This is a genomic window from Klebsiella sp. CN_Kp100 (genome assembly GCF_040065315.1).
Classification (GTDB): Bacteria; Pseudomonadota; Gammaproteobacteria; order Enterobacterales; family Enterobacteriaceae; genus Klebsiella; species Klebsiella oxytoca.
This window is the reverse complement of record NZ_JBEAIJ010000059.1, coordinates 252,839-270,706: the sequence shown is the minus strand read 5'-3', so window position 1 is coordinate 270,706 and position 17,868 is coordinate 252,839. Positions and strand designations below refer to the sequence as shown.

Sequence of the window (17,868 nt, the reverse complement as noted above, 5' to 3'; positions counted from 1 at the left end):
CACTTCCTTTTAAACGGCATCTTGTTGGCTAAGAGTTGCCGTTGTTGTTAAGGCGTTCTGTATCAGCCATTGATAAATAGAAAATGCGTCTTGCGTCAGGAATGATTCGTTATGAAATTGTATGGAGGCAACGTTGCCTGACGATAATGCGACTATTTCACCGGAAGGAAGTCGCTCCAGCTGGACTGTTTTGTCATGCTCCGGGCTGTACCAGCATGGCCGCTGATGTAGTGCGGAGAAACTGTTATAGAAACCAACGGTATGAGGTTTTCCCTGAATGAATATCTGATGTTGGCTACCCTGACGGTTATTGACCAGCCGCTCGATCGGAATGCCTAATTCGGCGCAAATTAACTGATGTCCCAGACAAGTCCCGATTAGCGGACGCTGCTCCCGGAGCCGTTGCGCAATAATTTTTCGGCCCACGCGTATTTTTTCGAGTTGTATATTGGTTGGATCGCCAGGCCCGGGACCAATGAATACGATGTCGCGATCGATGAGTTGCGTTAGCTTGCTCGGACAGTCATACCAGGGAATGAGTGTGACGGCGCAACCCGCGCTGCGTAACTGATAGGCAATCATGGCGGTGAAGTTGTCCTCCATGTCGATCAGTGTGATGGCATGATGAGAGAGTAGAGTGCGCGGGCCCAATTGCGAGTTATCCAGCCAAAAGGAGGAGGTGCGTGCATTCCGTTGTGCCAGTATCTGGTCAGCCCGATGGCAAAGTTCTGCAGACAATCCTGTCCGGTTTGGCGTCCCGGCGCTTGGTTCAGAGAAGAACGAATGCATTAGCCCTTGTAATTTGGCGCGTGTTTCACCGGCTTCACTTTGCGCGATGGAACTTCTGACGATGGTTGAACCCGCCGTAAGCCGAAAATGTCCCTGAGCGGAAATATCGGCCGTGCGGATCATGATGGCCGAGTCCAGATAGCGTTTACCTTCTTGCGCACCCGTTATAGCAACGATGCCGCTGTAATAACCGCGTCCGCGGCGTTCTCGCCGGGCGATAACTTTACAGGCGCTTTCTATTGGGCTGCCGGTCACTGTTGGCGCAAATAGCGATTGCCTGATGATTTCTTTCAGACTGCGATCTGATTTTCCATGGATAAAATATTCGGTATGCGCGATGTGCGACATAGCCTTGAGCTTCGGCCCGGATACCTGAATATCACGTTGACAGATGCTACTCATCATTTTGAGTTCTTCATCTACCACCATAAATAGTTCGTCGCGCTCTTTTTTATCCTGCAGAAAATCATCCAGCACGTGCGCCATATTCCCCGTATCGGGGTATTTTAATGTGCCGCTGATAGGATTCATCGCCACGTTCTGCTCATCAACCCGGATATGCTGTTCAGGCGTACTACCCATAAAATAGCGGCTGCCGGTAAAGATCATCCATGTCCAGTATGAACCGCATTCCGATTGCAGCAGCCGTTTGTACAGCGTCAGCGCGTGGCGGATACTAAAGTCGGTTATATCGCCCTCCAGGCTGCGTGAAATCACAAAGTTGCTGCCTTCTCCGGAGCTGATTTCCTGATCAATCACGGTATCAACAATGTCGCCATACGTTTGGTCATCAAGATCGAAGTGCAGGTTTCGTGGCTTGATATCATGGTCATTAATGGCTGCGATAAATGAATCTATAGGATAATGGTCTTGCCGTTCAATGTGCATTACGATCGTCTGTTCACCATCGTCAATACAGGCATATCCTTTTTCTTTCAGCTGATTAAATGGCAATAATATCAATTTGTTAAATGAGCTTTTGCCTGTCGCGTCCAGAGGAGGATCCAGCGCTAATTCTGAAAGGGACTGGCTTAGCTCAATATCCCCTTCAAGAAACAATACTGCGTTGATAGGTTCGCATTGGGGGCGGTAAATACAGGCAAAGGGTCTATCAAGATTGGCCAGATGAGCCGAAAGCTCGTCGGGATTTGCTGAATCTTTAGATAACATCATCATCTCCTGAAGTGCCGTGAGGATCTTTAATGTTCCAATGCATCGATAGCTTGTCGGGTTGACAGCACAACTGAGCTGGTTTCCGCAGCTAGCTCAAGCGCTAGACGATGCTTTTCTTCGGAGAAATCGGCGAGCGCATCGGCAATAAAAAATGTCTCGATATCATTGGAATAGGCCTCTTGCGCTGTGCACAAACAACCGATATGGGCGTAAACGCCGCAGACGATCAGCTGATCGCATTTGAGTTCGTGCAAAGTACTCAGAAGAGGAGAGTTAAAGAAGGCGCTGTAACGCCACTTCGTTAATACCCACTCATTTTCCAGAGGCGTCAACGGAGGAACAATCTGTTTATGTTCCTGGCTGCCGTTCATGCCTGAACCCCATAGACTGTGCAGCAAGCCGCGCTGTTGTGGCGTCATGTCGCCGGGTTGGGCAGTATAAAATACTGGAATATGCAGACGTCGGGCGACGCTAAGCAAGCGGTAGATGTTGTCGATGACCTGCGCTATCGGCGAGGCGTCAGCAGTGTAAAAATCGAGAAAATAACGCTGCATATCATGTATGAGTAGCGCCGCTCTTGAACTGTTGGGTCGCCAGTCTGCAATTGATTTGGGTAATTGACGTTCTGTCGGCAATGGATAGGGCCGTATCTTTTCCATGTTATTCTCCTTGTACGCTTAGCAGCTGCCGAGTGCGGCACCACCGTCGACCAATAACGTTGATAGCGTGGTTTGCCCTGATTCTTCGCATAGGTAAAAGCAGACCGCGGCAGCAATTTCTTCCGCCGTAGCGACTTTGTTGAGTGGAATACCAATGCGAAATTGTTGTGGGTTACCGTTGAGCGTGTTTTGCTTGTCACTTTCGCTATGCCACATGCCGCGCAGCATCGGCGTATCGGTTGAGCCGGGAGCGACAACATTACAACGGATACCATACGGAGCGACCTCCAGCCCCAGAGCATAGGTAAATGCCTGGGCAGCGGCTTTTGAAGCGCAGTAGGCGGCCATCGTCGCCCGCGGCACGCGCGCTGCATTTGAGGCGATAGTTACGATGCTGCCTTTACGCTGAGCCATCATCAGATTGGCCGCATGGCGGCTGGTGTTAAATACGCCAGTCGCGTTGACGGCAAATGTTTTCGCCCAATCCTGAGGTTGTGTTTCGGCCACGCTGGCGTGGCACAGTACGCCGGCGCCGTTGACCAGATACCCTACCGGGCCCAGTTGATGACCGACTGCGGTAAAGGCCTCTGCTACGCAGCGGTCGTCGGCAACGTCCACAGTAAAGCCTGCAATGGGCTGCGGATGGTTATCTTGTAGTGTGGCTACAAGGGTTGCCAGCTGAGTGGCGTTATTATCAAGAAGCGCTAGTGACAGCCCTTCTTTCGCCAGCGCGTGGGCAACGGATTCGCCAATGCCACCGCATGCGCCGGTAATAACGGCAATATAATCTTTATCAAAAGTCATGTTGTCCCTCTTTCCAGTGAGTTAATAACATCTGCGTTTGCGCTACGTTCAGGCGTGGGTCGCAGAGAATTTGCTTAAGTTCATGTTCTTCAGGGTGATTATTTTCACTGAAGCATTCGATGACCGGGTTCGGCGTTGCTTCCAGATGGAGTCCAGCGGCGCAGGCGTTATGTGATTTCACCTGCCTCAGGAAACCGGAGATTTCAGCCATCATGTCGCTAAGCTCACGGCGTTTATTGCCCGCCCGCGTTTTCCCGGTATTCCCATGCATTGGATCGCACATCCATAACACCGGCGTTTCGGTTGCTTGTGCGGCCTGAATCAACGCGCCCAACCGATGAATGTGTGTACGGCCAAAACGCGAAATAAAAGTCAGACGCCCAGGAATACGCTGAGGATTGAGCTGTCGGCAAAGTGACGCGATGAACGATGGCGTTACGCTGGCGTCAATCTTGCAGGCAACAGGGTTGGCGATATTCGCCAGCATGGCGATATGTGGGCTGTCAGGCGCAAGAGTACGAATGCCTATCCAGGGCCAATGGGTGCTGGCTAAGTATGATTCTCCGTAGGGATTAGTGCGGATTTGAGTGGTTTCATAGTCCAGCAACAGCGCTTCATGGCTGGTCCAAATGTGATGAATATCGCGGGGATATTCCCGTTCGTAACGTTTAATTTCGGCCAGCGTTTCCGCTGCAGCACGATAGCTCAGCAGCATCCGTTGCGGATCGTTACGCCTGGCTTCTGGTGTCGCTTCGGGCCGGTTGACTGAATCACCGCGCCACACGGGAAGTACCCTGTCGCCATCGACTTCGTTTTGTTGTGAGCGGGGTTTAGCATATTGACCGGCAATTCTACCTACCGTCAATATCGGCAGCCCCGTCAGTGTTGAGAATTCGCGGGACATTTGCTCAAGGAAGATCAATTTTTTCCGTACATGTAACGCGCCAGATTCGCAAATTCTTTCAGCGCAGTCGCCGGCCTGAAATATCATTGTTTTTCCTGCATAAACGGCGGCTAATGCTTTATTGAGTTCACTTATTTCTGCAAAACTTAATAATTCTGGAAGATTGTCTAATTCACTTTTGACCAGGGCAAGCATGTCCTTATCGCTCCAGAACGGCTGTTGCCAGTTGGACTTATTGCCAGGAAATGATGTCATTTCTAATCTCTCACTCGAAATTTAACAGGTTTTTCGTTTGTTTTTTAACAAAAAAGCGATGAGAAAGTGCTATTCCTTGTCTGTTTACTGGACATGAAAGACGATACGGTTTGCACAAATATTGCACGCCAATGAGTGCCTTGTGTCAATCAAAAAAGTTTATATTTGATTTATGTTTTTATATGTTATTGATTTTTATGGTTATTATTTTTGCTTGTTTTTTATTTTTTGCTATATGATTTTTTTTTGGAAATCAAATTGACTGGGGATGAGGTTCGAAGATAGACTATTGAAAGCAACGCTTAGTTATGCTTGTGTTGCTTATATGTTGCTTGTTTTGCGGTGTTTGCTTAGATGCATCTCACGATAAGCTGGCGGCATTTCTTTAGATCTTTAATTTCTTCTTCAAGAGAAGATTTTATGCGTGTGAACGTTCCTAATTCTCCAGGAGAGAGTGATGACGCATTCAGCATATGTCTATCAGTTAAAGGCTGTCCCTGATATATTTGATGAGATTTCGCAACGTTTTCCGGACAGGGTTGCGTTAATTTTCGATCAAAGAAAAATAACCTATCGAGAACTTGCTGAGCAATGTTCAGCGCTGGCTGCAGTGTTGCAAAATAATTGCCTGATAAAAGGCGATATCGTTGCAATAAAAATAGAACGTAGCCCGGAGTTATATATTTTTATGCTGGCGCTCATGAAAATAGGCGCTGTTATGGTTCCCGTGAACTCGAATAGTCCCGAACGCTATATTGGTGAGGTTTTAAGTGCGGCGGGAGCCAGATACCTGATTAGCGATGATGTAACAAGCGTGCCCGGCGGAGCATGGCACGTCTTGTCGAGCAGGACGCTGATACAAAACTGCACGCAACAAAGAAGCGGGAATTACCCGGTATTAAGCGCTGATGATCCGGCGCTCATATTGATGACCTCTGGTTCAACAGGAAAACCGAAAAGCGTACTGATTGCTCATCGCGGGATTGCCAGACTGGGTCTGCCGGTACCGGCGTTGGGGAATAGCGAGCGGGACTGCTATTTGCAAATTGCAGATATTTCTTTCGCTGCCTCAGCTAATGAAATCTGGATGGCTTTATTGACCGGAGCATGTCTCGCGATTGCGCCGCCTGGCTTGCCGGATTTAATGGCCCTGGCACGGCAGATCGAATCGGATAACGTGACGATGCTATTCCTCTCTGGCGGGCTGTTCCGGCTATTTGTCGAGGTTTCGGTCGAAACACTGCATATACCTGATTGTGTGGTGGTGTCGGGAGACTTTGTCAATCCTCGCTTATTTAGCGTGGCGGTGCAGGCCGGTAAAGCCAAAATATTTAATGGATTAGGCTGCACGGAAAATTCAGCGATCTCGTCTCTCTATCATATTCAGTCGGAGGAGCAATTATCCAGTGAATCTCCTGTGCCGGTTGGTACTCCACTCCCTCTGGTTGAGATGGTGGTATTCAATGAACGGTTGCAACCCTGTACCTGCGGTGAATATGGGGAATTATTTATCGCAGGGGCTGGAGTGGCTCTGGGGTATTCCGATCCGCAACTGACGGCGGAAAGGTTTATCACCATACCGTATCAAGGCACTGACGTGCTTTTCTATCGTACCGATGATCGGGCAACTTACGACCAGGAGCGCAATATCGTCCTGGTCGGACGAGGCAACCATATTTGTAAAATACGTGGCTTCCGCATCAATATCGCCGGTATTGAGCACCTGTTGCGCTTACATCACGCTGTAGAAGATGTGCTGATTGTGGTAGAGGAGACGCCGGATGAACCGCGATTACATGCTTGTTATGTCACGCAGGATGACGGGCTATCCGTAGCGGATTTAAAGAATCACCTCGCAATGCATGCTCCTGCCTGGATGATACCTGAAAAATTTAGCCGTCTGGCGGTACTGCCAATGACCGCTAACGGTAAAAAAGATCGTTTACGGTTAAAAAATTCTTTACTGGAGCAGGTGTAAATATGGACAACGTTGAGCAACAGCTACTCTCGATTTGGCAGGCGATTATTCATTCAGAGGCGATTAACCCGCACGAAAATTTACTAGACCAGGGTGGTAACTCATTACATTTCATAAAGTTGGCGTCAATGGTAAGCAAGACATTTAATTTGGCTGTCTCGCCGGCGGACATTTTCACTGCCGGAACTATTGCTGCGCTGGCTCAGACCATTCGGCAACGGCAAAAGCTCTAATACCTGGGGTTGGGACTACCAGCAAACAGGAAGGATTTTACAGGGAATTTTAAGAGGGGGATAAAATGCCATCATTCAATAGCGGCGAGTCAAAAAAGGGCTGTTTGAACAAGGAGTGTGGAGAAAGTGCGGTAACGTATCTGCCAGCTACGCCCGGGCAGCAGGCAATGTGGTGGCTGGATAATACGCTGGAGCAGCCCCAATGCTATAACGTGCCGGTGCTGCTGACCGTTAATGCGACACTGGACGCTGATATTATGCAGCGCGCTGTGGCTGAGCTGACCTTGCGCCATGAAATATTCAGAACGCGTTTTGTTTATCTTGACGGTAAATTACAACAGCGTATCGGCGCTGATGGCTATCTCTCTTTTTCCCATCGACAACCAGAGCAGACGGAAACCCCTGAATCCGTCACGGCACAACTGGCGGCTAGCCGTTTATCATTAGCTGAGGGGCCGCTGAGTATCATTAATATGCTCAGTTCAGACTCAGGTACAACCTGGTTAGCATGCTGCTTCCACCACATCATTATTGATGCCTCCTCAGTACGTATTGTCTTGCATGATTTGCTGCGAATCTATTGTGCGCTTGACGAGATGCGCGTTCTGCCAGCGTTTAACGGCACGGGAAGCTATCAGGAATTTACTCGTTGGCAGGCCGCGTCCCTTGCGGCGGCTGAGTGCGAAGATATGCGGGTTTATTGGCGACAGGCACTGCATCCAGCTCCACCCTTGTCGGACCTCCCGGTCGATTTTCCCCGTCGTCTTCGGGAAGATACCAAAGCCGCCTATACCATGCTGGCGTTGAACGAACAGGAAGCGGACTCACTGCAGCGGCACGCGAGATCGTTGTCAATGACTCCATTTATGTATATGTCCATGTGCTGGCAATTTTTCCTCAGCCGTCTGAGCGGGCAGAACGATATTACCGTTGGCGTGCCTTTTACTCTGCGGGATCGCAGCGAGTTTGCCGAAACGCCGGGATATATGATCAATACTCTGCCGGTTCGCGTGCAGGTCAATGAAGATGACACGGTCAGCACGCTGGCTGCAAAGGTACGTCAATCTTTTATTGGCGCACATTTCAATAAGCTGCTCCCTTTCAATGAAATTGTCGCACTGTCGCGTGAAAACGCGGGGCAGGACAGTCCTCTATTCAGAACGCTGTTGGTTATGCCCGATACCCGGGGCGATATTTTCAACGACTTGCCTTTTAAAGTCATGCTGGATGACTATTTTAGCCAGATGGCAAAATACGATCTGACGCTGTTCTTTGAAGCGCAACCGCAGTGGAAGCTGACGCTGGAGTATAAGACGGCGTTGTATCACCCGCAGACCATTGACTACTGGTTGAAAATCTTTCGCCATTTATTAAGCGCGATGGGCGAGGACGGCGAGGTATTACTGTCATCCCTGAGGCTGTTGGATGCACCGTTAAGTCGTGAACTGGTTGTTCGATCTAGTCTTAAATCGTGCGCGGAGGCCTGGCGATTTGACGCCCTGGCGGCTTTCAATCAGCATGCTATAAGCCACTCTGCGGATACTGCGTTAATTACCGCTAATGGCACACGATCGTATGGTTGGTTAGCGGAACGTTCAGGGCAGATTGCCGCTTACCTACAGCAGCAGTTAAATATCGCACCTGGCAAACGTGTTGCATTATTACTGGAAAGGAATGCCGAGGCGATTGCCACTCTGTTTGGCGTGTTAAAAACCGGCGCGGCCTACATTCCGATCGATCCGCAATACCCGCAAGAGCGAATTGGTTACATGTTGCAGGACGCCAGTGTGGATTGCATCGCCACAACGCGATCGCTGGTAGCAAAATTCCCAGTGTCTGGCTCCGTACCTCTGTTGTTAATCGATGATATTCCCCCGGAGTACCCTGGGGAATACTCTTATATCAAAAGAATGCCCGACGATGAGCTGTATATCATTTATACATCAGGTTCAACCGGGCAGCCCAAGGGAGTACGGTTATTAAATAAAACGCTCAATAACCTGATTAAGTGGCAACGAGATGTTTCTGAGTGCGATCAAGGAGATTGTACTCTGCATTTTATGTCACTTTCTTTTGATGTCTCGGTTCAGGAGATCTTCGGCACGTTAGCTGGCGGTGGGTGCTTATATATTGCCAGTGAAGAAGAACGGAGAGATCTGGATCTTCTGCAAGAGGTTATCCAGGAGCAGGGGATTAATCGTCTCTATTTTCCCTATGTTGCTTTGCAACAGTTCGCGCATTTGAGCGTATTGGCCAACAGGCAATTCCCGAGTTTAAAAGAGGTCTACTCCACCGGGGAACAGCTCGTACTCACCGCGGATATTAAACATTTTTTCAGGCAACCCGTTCGCCTGATTAATCTCTATGGTCCCTCAGAAAGTCACGTCTGTTCCGCGTATGTGCTGCCACCGGAAAGCGATAAATGGGGAGATGCAGCGTCCATTGGTTACCCTCTACCCGGATTTACTCTGTTGGTGGTGGATGAGCATTTGCAGCTGGTTCCCGCCGGTGTCGCCGGTGAACTGCTCATCGTTAGCGATTTTCTCTCTCCCGGCTATCACAATAAAAGTGAAGAAAGCGCTCGACGTTTTATCTCTGCTGAGGGCTTTGCCACACAAAGTTGCCACGCATATCGTACCGGTGATCTGGTGAGGCTGGAGCATGACGATCGGTTCAGCTATCTTGGCAGGATAGACAATCAGTTAAAAATTCGCGGTTTTAGGATCGAACCGTCTGAAGTAGAAGCGGCCATCAATGCCCTGGAAGGCGTGCAGGTTTCAGCGGTAGCTGGCAGGGCAGATACTTCAGGAAGCAAGCAGCTCGTCGCTTTTATTGCTGGCTTAATGGATGATAAAAGCAATCAAAAGGATAAGATCAAACGCGGCCTTCGCCTGGTTCTGCCGGAGTATATGGTTCCCACAGAGTTGGTCTTTCTGGATAAGCTGCCTACTACCCCTAGCGGGAAAATCGATCGTAAGGCGTTGCTTAAGGTGGATATTATTGTTGAATCATCCGCGCAGATGCCAGAACGGTCTCTGACGAAAACGCAGGAGCAGGTCAGGGCGCTATGGGAAACGCTATTTCCGGGTCGTCACATCGCACTGCACGATGATTTTTTCGCCATTGGCGGACATTCCTTGTTGGCCACGCAGCTGGTTTTTCTGCTCCGTAAGGCATTCAATTGCGATATTCCTCTACGTTTGTTATTTAATCACCCGACGTTGTTGGCTATGGCAGAGTGCATCGACGGCTATGTTGTCAGTGAAAAGGGGCCCGTCGATACCGTTGATCGTTCCTTTGTTCAGGATGGATACGAACGCATACATTGGCAGGGGGGAGAGTGTTCAACCCCTGGGCTGACGTTGCTCACCGGGGCGACAGGATTTTTAGGCATCTACCTGCTGCGTTCACTGCTATTGGCCGGGACCCAATCCGTGATTTGCCTGGTAAGAGCCAGGACAGATAAGGACGCATTGGCTCGTTTACGTGAAAATGCGATGCGCTACGGAATCGCCGATGAGATTGATTTTTCCCGGGTTGAAGTTTGCCTCGGTGATATTGGTCAGCGCGATTTAGGATTAAGCCCTGACGCGTATAGTCGGTTGGCTGAGCGAGTGGACACGGTATTCCATGCAGCCGCGCAGATTAATTTTTTGCTCTCTTATTCTTCTGTTAAACAGTCAAATGTGCAGGGTACGCTAAATATTTTAGCTTTCTGCGGTTGTGGCGGACGAAAAACGCTCCACTATTTATCCACTATCGCCGTATTTTCTCCACGCTATCCTGAATCGCCTATCGTGGAACATTGTGTGCCGGGGCATCCGGAAGCACTGTCGATTGGTTATACGCAAAGTAAGTGGGTGGCTGAACGCTATGTTATACAGGCCAGAGAACAAGGACTTGATGCTAACGTATTTCGCATCGGACGTATTGGCGGAGACAGCCGAACTGGGGCCTGCCAGAGCGATGATTTTTTGTGGCGACAGATAAAAAGCTTTATCCAGATGGGGTTGGCGCCCAATCCGTCTTCCCTGTCAACGGACCTGCTGCCTGTCGACTTTGTCGCTGAAGCGATAGTTGCTTTAGCGCGTTCAGAGGCTACTCGACAGGAGAACTTCCATATTTTCCATCCTCAGAGCATCCGGTTTGACCCGGTGTATCGGGCGATTCGTTCTCTGGGCTATCCGTTGGAAACGACTTCTGACGGCGAGTGGTTGCAACAACTTGAGCTGTGTGTCACCCAAGGGCGCGAGGTTGCGCTGGGGCCGGTCATTCATCTCTTTAAAGAGAATTTGTTGGATACTGGCGATAACGCCTATGGTAATCCAGAGACGACTAAGCGTATTACACAACTGGGCTTGCGCTTTCCTGAACTGTCGGAGGAGACTTTCAAACGTATGATTGTTTATTTCCAGCGGCAGAAAGAAATTGTCTAGCAAACCGTTTATCAATTTCATCAAGAGGATAATACAATGGTTCCAGCACTATTTGATAAATATATTTCGGCAGTGATGGAGAAGTCATCGGATAAGCTGGCATCCCTTTTCTCTGTTAATGGACGTTTGTCGTTGCCTTTCCGTCGCAATAGAGAGGTGATTGTTGGCCGTGAAAATATTCGCTTACACTATGCTAATGGCTTTGGCGTTGCGCCCTTACGCTTTACCTCTATAGAGGATGAACGATTCCACTATACGAATAATCCCGATGTCGTCATTGTTGAATATAAACTACATGGGAATACTCTGCCAGATGGGAAACAGTTCTCTTTGTTATATGTTAATGTGATTGAAATAAATGATGGCAAGATAACTGAATTAATAGATTATGAGGATGTTTTGAACAGAGAATATATCTTTCAGGATTAACAGGATGATTCTTATGTTATCAATGGGGGCGAAGGTTAGGATAACTTTTCCTTCCTTGAAGGGTTATGGTAAAATGGTAAGCTTAACTTATTGTATACGGCATCAGGAGAATGTATGGAAATGAATAAAAAAGTGGCTAGTGGTTCCGAGCGCGAAATATCATTGAATCGTCAATTTGAAGATGCCTTAGGGAATTTGCAATGCGTACTTGTTGCACGTCGATCGCTGATTAATCCTGATGGTATTAACTGGCCGCAATACGATACGTTGTATATTTTACGTCAGTTCCAGCCGATGACTCCAAGCGCAATTGGTGAAAAGCTCGGATTTGCGCGTAGTAAAATGTCCAAGATCCTGCGGATGTTGAAAGATAAGCACTTTGTTGAGCAGGAGTCGGCAGAAAGCGACAAGCGAGAAATGCTGACGAGGATTACGGAAAAGGGTATTGAATTCCTGAATTCTGCAGAGTCCAGCAGGCGCATAATGGCTGAGCAGGTGGCATCCTGCATGTCGCAGGGAGAGATTGCTATTTTCGCTGAGCTTTGTACAAGGGCTGCCAATATATTACACGAGAATATCAAAGGTAAACTCGAAGATACCAGTGAAAATTAATAAAGTTTATGGTGATGAAGCGTTAAACGGAGCGCTGGCGTGGTATTCTCTTTGCCGAATATGGAATCGAATATATGGCATCGAAAGTGTGCTAAAACGTTGCTATGCGACGATGGTGAAAGTGGACCCGATACTCCGATACTAGGAAAAGATTTTTACCGCAGATGGTAAAAAAATGCTGAGTCGTATCGTTAATATTTTGTTTGCTAAAACCTTGTCTCATTGCAACGTGCGTTGATGTGCCCGAAACAGGCTTGAGCGGATAGTTTTCTGTCAATATAAAATCAAAGCTGTCTGGCATACTGGCGATAATGGGAGCAGGCCATTGCTCGGATCATGGCCGCAGTTTTTATTTTTCACATAATAGCCTTCAATCGTATCCTCTCGTTTAGCGTATTCTCGCACTACGTCTGGTGAGGACAGGAGTTTTGGCGAATACCTGTAGCAGATATTTCTTTACTTTTAATATATCGATGAATAAATGTGAAAGTAGCAGGTATGCAACTGGTGCATTTTGTTCTCTTCCTTCATTGCCTCCGCAAAACAGACAGCCGAGTAAATGATTACCCCTGCTGATAATGATCGATTCAGCTCTTGCGTACAGAGAAATGATCCCGCTACCGGGTGCATCTGAGGTGCTCAAGCACGGAACGGCCACTCGATGCAGATCTGCCGTCAGGATTAACCAGAAGATAACGTTCGTGCTATGTGAAAATCTTCGCAGGCTTCAGGCTGACAATTGGCGTGTTGTTAAGGGAGAAGTGGGACATGCTATGCGCAACAAACATAGTGCCCGCATTTCCCGGCACGGAGAAGAAAAAACCAGAAATGCACCGGGATGTGTTCCCATGCTAGCCTGTTGAATCAATATCTGAAAAAGATTCGCAAGAATAGCTGAAAACAGAAATTTGGCTCCTCTGACTGGACTCGAACCAGTGACATACGGATTAACAGTCCGCCGTTCTACCGACTGAACTACAGAGGAATCGTTGTGGAGTCGTATCTTAGCGGCGAAAAAACTTTTGTCAAACATCAATTCGCCTTCCGCCGCGCAACTGGCGCATCCATCAACAAATTGTTGTTATTAGCGACAATCTATCGGGAAAAATGCTTTGCAGGATTAGCTTTTCTCTATCATCATTTGAAATGTAGTTTCAACTTTTCTCACTAAGGTCTCCCTTGAACGTCACCTCCGCATTACGCCAGTCCGTCGAACGCACGTCCTGGTTTAAAAAACGCAAGACCTATCGCGTCCTCTACTGGCGTGAAATCAGTCCACTTGCGGTCCCGATTTTGCTGGAAAACGCCTGCGTGTTGCTGATGGGCGTGCTGAGTACTTTTTTGGTCAGCTGGCTCGGTAAAGAAGCGATGGCGGGCGTTGGCCTGGCCGATAGCTTCAACATGGTGATCATGTCTTTTTTTGCCGCCATCGATCTCGGTACGACCGTGGTGGTAGCCTTCAGTCTGGGCAAGCGTGACCGGCGGCGGGCAAGGGCGGCAGCGCGACAGTCGCTGGCGATAATGACCCTGTTCTCGATTATTCTCGCGGCGGTTATCCATGCTTTTGGCGCGGAAATTATTAATTTTGTCGCCGGAGATGCGACAGAAGAAGTGAAAGGCCTGGCGCTGACCTATCTTGAGCTAACGGTATTGAGCTATCCGGCAGCGGCAATCGCCCTGATCGGCAGCGGTGCGCTGCGCGGAGCCGGAACCACTAAAATTCCGCTGTTGATCAACGGCGGGATGAATATTCTGAATATCATTATCAGCAGCATCCTGATTTACGGCATTTTTTCGTGGCCCGGCATGGGGTTTGTCGGCGCGGGTCTGGGATTAACCATCGCCCGCTATATTGGCGCGGTGGCTACTATCTGGGTATTAATGATCGGCTTTAACCCGGCGCTGCGCATTTCGCTGAAGAGCTACTTTAAGCCGTTCAACTTCGCCATTATCTGGGAAGTGATGGGCATTGGTATTCCCGCCAGCATTGAATCGGTTTTGTTCAACGGCGGCAAGCTGCTGACTCAGATGTTCGTTGCCGGGATGGGGACTAACGTGATTGCCGGCAACTTTATCGCCTTCTCCGTGGCTGCGCTGATTAACCTGCCCGGGAACGCCCTGGGTTCCGCATCGACAATTATTACCGGCAGGCGTCTCGGAAAAGGGCAGATCGGCCAGGCTGAACGTCAGGCGTGGCACGTCTTCTGGCTATCGACGATCGTATTGACGCTGATCGCCTGGGGAACCGCGCCGTTTGCCGGCCTGATCGCTTCGTTCTATACCAGCGAAGAGGATGTCAAGGTGGTGGTGAAAGAGCTGCTGTGGCTCAACGCCTTCTTTATGCCGATTTGGGCGATGGCCTGGACGTTGCCGTGCGCTTTTAAAGGCGCACGTGACGTGCGCTACACCATGTGGGTATCCATGCTCGGCATGTGGGGCTGTCGCGTCGTGGCGGGCTACACGCTGGGGATTGTGCTGGGTATGGGGGTGATTGGCGTCTGGTTGGGGATGGTGCTTGACTGGGCGGTGCGCGGCGTTTTGTTTTACTGTCGAATGGTCAGCGGGCGGTGGCTGTGGAAATATCCGCGTACCAAAGCGCAGGCAGATGAGAGTCAGGCGCAGGCTGAATAGGCGAGTGATAAGCGGATAAACGCTACTTTTTGCGCAAACTGGAGGATTTTTCGGCAAACGATTTGAAATGTGCAAACAGCCTTTGACAAGATCGGGCGTCATCGATAATATGCGCCTCGTTCAAACGATTCCTCTGTAGTTCAGTCGGTAGAACGGCGGACTGTTAATCCGTATGTCACTGGTTCGAGTCCAGTCAGAGGAGCCAAATTTAAGAAGCCCGCTTAAGGAAACTTAAGCGGGCTTTTTGCTTTCTCTTGCATAGTCACGATTGTGGCAACGCCAGGGCCTTGCCTTCGAACACGGTTTTAAAACCAGGATACCACAAGGGAAACGAGCCCGATCGCGACCGTCCAGAAAAATATAGTTGCTATTAAAATAAACAGGCGGATATTCCCTATGGTTAATTTCATAAAACTGTCTTCCATACTTTTACGAAAATAGTACATTACTGATGGCGACCGATAAGCTTATCCATGATTGCATATTGGCGACATGTGCAATTTTATCTGTTGTGGTTGAGTAACAAGATATTTGTTGTAAGTAACCTGACGCTATTAAATGATGATTCGATAGCAGAGTAGCGGCCATAGATAACTCTTTGATTATTTTGATCTCTCTCGAGCGCTGCCTGTTCTGTATGGCAGTTTTGTTACACATAAATTTTTTTAATTAATTTAAGGGGTTATGAGACGTAATTCAAGTGTTACCCAGTCTGCTATTGTGCGTTTTATGACCATGCGGCAATTGATATAGATATGTTAATGGAATATTTACTTTTATAATCGGCGAGGCAGTTTTTAATTGCGGAAGTTAGCACAATAATATTTCAGACAAGCAGTGTGGCTACGGTCAGAGAAATAGTTAGCACTAAAGAAATAAATGTTTTAATTTATAGCGAAAGGGTAATGGTGATTATCCCCTGGTCCGAATGACTCTCTTTCTCTAACGCTCAGTCCGGCGGGTGGCCGCGTAAATATGTCACGCCATCCGGACTGAGTTTATTCTGCTCGTGTTATCTATGCGCTTAACGGAACGGCGGTTCGTTGAAGGTTCTCAGCTTGCGCGAATGCATATGGTCGCCTTCGGCGCGTAGCAGGTCAATCGCCCGAATACCAATCTGCAAATGTTCGGAAATCGCCCCTTCATAGAAGCGGTTAGCCTGTCCCGGCAGCTTGATCTCACCGTGCAGCGGCTTATCGGAGACGCACAGCAGGGTACCGTAGGGAACGCGGAAGCGATAACCCTGCGCGGCAATGGTCGCGCTTTCCATATCGATAGCCACCGCGCGGCTAAGGTTAAAGCGCAGCGCCGAGGCCGAGTAGCGCAGTTCCCAGTTACGATCGTCGGTGGTAACCACCGTTCCGGTACGCAGCCGCTGCTTAACCTCTTCGCCGGGCATTCCGCTAACCTGCTTGGTGGCGTCGTAAAGCGCGCGCTGAACTTCGGCGATGCTCGGAATAGGGATATCCGGCGGTAGCACCGCATCCAGCACATGGTCATCGCGCAGATAGGCGTGAGCCAGCACGTAGTCGCCAATCGTCTGGCTTTCGCGCAGGCCGCCGCAGTGGCCAATCATCAGCCAGACGTCCGGGCGCAGCACCGCCAGATGGTCGCAGATGTTTTTAGCGTTAGCCGGGCCTACGCCAATGTTAATCAGCGTGATCCCCTGACCCTCTTTAGTGATCAGGTGCCAGGCCGGCATCTGATGCTTTTTCCACGCCAGATCGGAAATTGCCTCTTCCGGGGCCTCTGTGTCCGCCGTTATCCAGATCCCGCCCGCGCAGGAGAGGGCGATATAGGGGCTATCGGGATCGAGAATTTGGCTACAGCCCCAGCGCACGAACTCATCGACGTAGCGGGTATAGTTGGTAAATAGCATATACGGCTGGAAATGCTCAACCGGCGTGCCGGTGTAATGACGCAGGCGCGCCAGCGAGAAATCGACGCGGCGGGCGTCAAAGTGCGACAGGGGATAGTATTCCGTGGAATGGAACAGGCCATCGGCAGTCTCATCGCCAATTTGCGACAGCTCGGTGGTGGGGAAAAAACGCGTTAAGCCGGCGCTCATTGAACGGTCGAGCGTGAGCTCGGAGCCATCAATCACGTACGGATAGGGGATCTCATGCTGCGATAGCCCGACGGTGATGCAGGCATCGTAATCCTGATACAGCATGGTGAGCTGTTCCAGCAAATAGGCGCGAAACAGTTTAGGGTTGGTAATGGTGGTGGTATAGCAGCCGGTATGGGTAAAACGGCCCCAGGCCCGGGTTTTTAAGGCTTTATGCTCCGAGCCGTCCCACGATACCGACAGCTCCGGGTAAACGAACAGTCCTTCCGCACGGGCGCTATTATCGGGAAGCGTATTGTGGTGAATATATTCGCCGATAGCTTTACGCAGCGCATTGACCGATTTTTCATAGAGCGCTTCGAGTTGCGTGAGCGCTTCTTCTGGGGTCAGCCTGGCGGCTTTCTGGTTCATGACCTACTCCTTATTTCTGCTCTGCTGACGTTGTGCTTAGTATGTCACAGACTGAAACAGGCGTTGGACAATTTACCCCGCTTAGCTAAGAAAGTACTGAGATTAGAACCCGTTGAAGCTGGATACTATCCATTAACCGATGGAGGCATTGACGATAGCGGCCCAGCGATCGGCGCTAAAATGGGTGGCGTTGAGCACCTTTACGGTGAGGGTTTTATCGTTATTAATGCAGTAAAGCGCGTCCGCCAACGGCGTCAGCTTATCGCCTTCCTGTAGACGCCGGGCGCAGGGAGTCAGTTCCGCCACAATCGTTAACTGGCCGCTTTGCAGAACCGCCCAGGTATGTGTAGACGTTGTGGCCTCGCGTAGTTTTTTAATCCACCATTCCATTTGTTAATTCCTGACCGGTTACCCCCGGCGATAATTCCTGTTTGCATCTCATCTGACAATAAGAACAGGCAGTTGGTTTAGTCTATGTTTAAAAAG

12 protein-coding genes and 2 tRNA genes are annotated in these 17,868 nt (G+C 49.4%); 7 read left to right on the top strand and 7 right to left on the bottom strand.

Going from position 1 to position 17,868, the window contains the following annotated elements:
• Nucleotides 1-9: 9 nt before the first annotated feature.
• Genes ABLV12_RS27155 through ABLV12_RS27140 form a run of 4 tightly spaced genes read right to left on the bottom strand, consistent with a single transcriptional unit; the run spans nt 10 to nt 4,584 of the window.
• Entirely contained in the window at nt 10-1,965 is a 1,956-nt protein-coding gene (locus tag ABLV12_RS27155) for an anthranilate synthase family protein (protein ID WP_348867491.1), read from the bottom strand.
• Nucleotides 1,966-1,988: 23 nt separating this feature from the next.
• A complete protein-coding gene (locus ABLV12_RS27150) occupies nt 1,989-2,621 on the bottom strand; it encodes an isochorismatase family protein (RefSeq protein ID WP_004103554.1) in 633 nt (210 codons plus the stop codon).
• A gap of 18 nt (nt 2,622-2,639) precedes the next feature.
• Complete coding sequence (locus ABLV12_RS27145; protein ID WP_017145607.1) at nt 2,640-3,425, bottom strand: SDR family NAD(P)-dependent oxidoreductase; 786 nt, start codon at nt 3,423-3,425, stop codon at nt 2,640-2,642.
• Entirely contained in the window at nt 3,415-4,584 is a 1,170-nt protein-coding gene (locus ABLV12_RS27140) for a 3-deoxy-7-phosphoheptulonate synthase (RefSeq protein ID WP_348867490.1), read from the bottom strand. The genes ABLV12_RS27145 and ABLV12_RS27140 overlap by 11 nt, the downstream gene beginning before the upstream one ends.
• Nucleotides 4,585-5,041: 457 nt before the next feature.
• Between ABLV12_RS27140 and ABLV12_RS27135 the strand changes: the two genes are divergently transcribed.
• The 5 genes from ABLV12_RS27135 (at nt 5,042) to ABLV12_RS27115 (ending at nt 12,272) form a co-directional block, all read left to right on the top strand.
• Nucleotides 5,042-6,562, top strand: a complete 1,521-nt coding sequence (locus ABLV12_RS27135) for an amino acid adenylation domain-containing protein (RefSeq protein WP_325905889.1) — start codon at nt 5,042-5,044, stop codon at nt 6,560-6,562.
• A gap of 2 nt (nt 6,563-6,564) precedes the next feature.
• Nucleotides 6,565-6,795: an acyl carrier protein gene (locus ABLV12_RS27130; protein WP_160885905.1), complete on the top strand. Its 231-nt coding sequence runs from the start codon at nt 6,565-6,567 to the stop codon at nt 6,793-6,795.
• Between the two features lie 65 nt (nt 6,796-6,860).
• Entirely contained in the window at nt 6,861-11,231 is a 4,371-nt protein-coding gene (locus tag ABLV12_RS27125; protein WP_348867489.1) for an amino acid adenylation domain-containing protein, read from the top strand.
• 36 nt (nt 11,232-11,267) lie between these two features.
• Nucleotides 11,268-11,660, top strand: a complete 393-nt coding sequence (locus ABLV12_RS27120; protein ID WP_004103546.1) for a nuclear transport factor 2 family protein — start codon at nt 11,268-11,270, stop codon at nt 11,658-11,660.
• Between the two features lie 114 nt (nt 11,661-11,774).
• Nucleotides 11,775-12,272 (top strand): MarR family transcriptional regulator, encoded by a 498-nt coding sequence (locus tag ABLV12_RS27115; protein WP_004103545.1) that lies wholly within the window; start codon nt 11,775-11,777, stop codon nt 12,270-12,272.
• A gap of 909 nt (nt 12,273-13,181) precedes the next feature.
• Here the strand turns inward: ABLV12_RS27115 and ABLV12_RS27110 are convergent.
• Nucleotides 13,182-13,257: transfer RNA gene (locus ABLV12_RS27110), tRNA-Asn, on the bottom strand.
• A 194-nt stretch (nt 13,258-13,451) separates the two neighbouring features.
• Between ABLV12_RS27110 and ABLV12_RS27105 the strand changes: the two genes are divergently transcribed.
• Together ABLV12_RS27105 and ABLV12_RS27100 are read left to right on the top strand one after the other, a co-directional pair.
• Nucleotides 13,452-14,903, top strand: coding sequence for an EmmdR/YeeO family multidrug/toxin efflux MATE transporter (locus ABLV12_RS27105; protein ID WP_224258714.1), 1,452 nt, complete (start codon nt 13,452-13,454; stop codon nt 14,901-14,903).
• Between the two features lie 129 nt (nt 14,904-15,032).
• Nucleotides 15,033-15,108 (top strand) — tRNA-Asn (locus ABLV12_RS27100).
• An 819-nt stretch (nt 15,109-15,927) separates the two neighbouring features.
• Here ABLV12_RS27100 and ABLV12_RS27095 read toward each other — a convergent pair.
• Nucleotides 15,928-17,382 carry an AMP nucleosidase gene (locus ABLV12_RS27095; protein ID WP_004103542.1) on the bottom strand — a complete coding sequence of 485 codons (1,455 nt, stop codon included), beginning with the start codon at nt 17,380-17,382 and terminating at the stop codon, nt 15,928-15,930.
• A 132-nt stretch (nt 17,383-17,514) separates the two neighbouring features.
• Nucleotides 17,515-17,772 carry a histidine kinase gene (locus tag ABLV12_RS27090; RefSeq protein ID WP_325905886.1) on the bottom strand — a complete coding sequence of 86 codons (258 nt, stop codon included), beginning with the start codon at nt 17,770-17,772 and terminating at the stop codon, nt 17,515-17,517.
• Nucleotides 17,773-17,868: the final 96 nt, after the last annotated feature.

Coding starts and splice junctions, on each gene's coding strand:
- ABLV12_RS27140 (WP_348867490.1), bottom strand. CDS start 4,584: ATGACATCATTTCCTGGCAATAAGTCCAACTGGCAACAGCCGTTCTGG.
- ABLV12_RS27115 (WP_004103545.1), top strand. CDS start 11,775: ATGGAAATGAATAAAAAAGTGGCTAGTGGTTCCGAGCGCGAAATATCA.
- ABLV12_RS27120 (WP_004103546.1), top strand. CDS start 11,268: ATGGTTCCAGCACTATTTGATAAATATATTTCGGCAGTGATGGAGAAG.
- ABLV12_RS27125 (WP_348867489.1), top strand. CDS start 6,861: ATGCCATCATTCAATAGCGGCGAGTCAAAAAAGGGCTGTTTGAACAAG.
- ABLV12_RS27095 (WP_004103542.1), bottom strand. CDS start 17,382: ATGAACCAGAAAGCCGCCAGGCTGACCCCAGAAGAAGCGCTCACGCAA.
- ABLV12_RS27090 (WP_325905886.1), bottom strand. CDS start 17,772: ATGGAATGGTGGATTAAAAAACTACGCGAGGCCACAACGTCTACACAT.
- ABLV12_RS27135 (WP_325905889.1), top strand. CDS start 5,042: ATGACGCATTCAGCATATGTCTATCAGTTAAAGGCTGTCCCTGATATA.
- ABLV12_RS27145 (WP_017145607.1), bottom strand. CDS start 3,425: ATGACTTTTGATAAAGATTATATTGCCGTTATTACCGGCGCATGCGGT.
- ABLV12_RS27150 (WP_004103554.1), bottom strand. CDS start 2,621: ATGGAAAAGATACGGCCCTATCCATTGCCGACAGAACGTCAATTACCC.
- ABLV12_RS27130 (WP_160885905.1), top strand. CDS start 6,565: ATGGACAACGTTGAGCAACAGCTACTCTCGATTTGGCAGGCGATTATT.
- ABLV12_RS27155 (WP_348867491.1), bottom strand. CDS start 1,965: ATGATGATGTTATCTAAAGATTCAGCAAATCCCGACGAGCTTTCGGCT.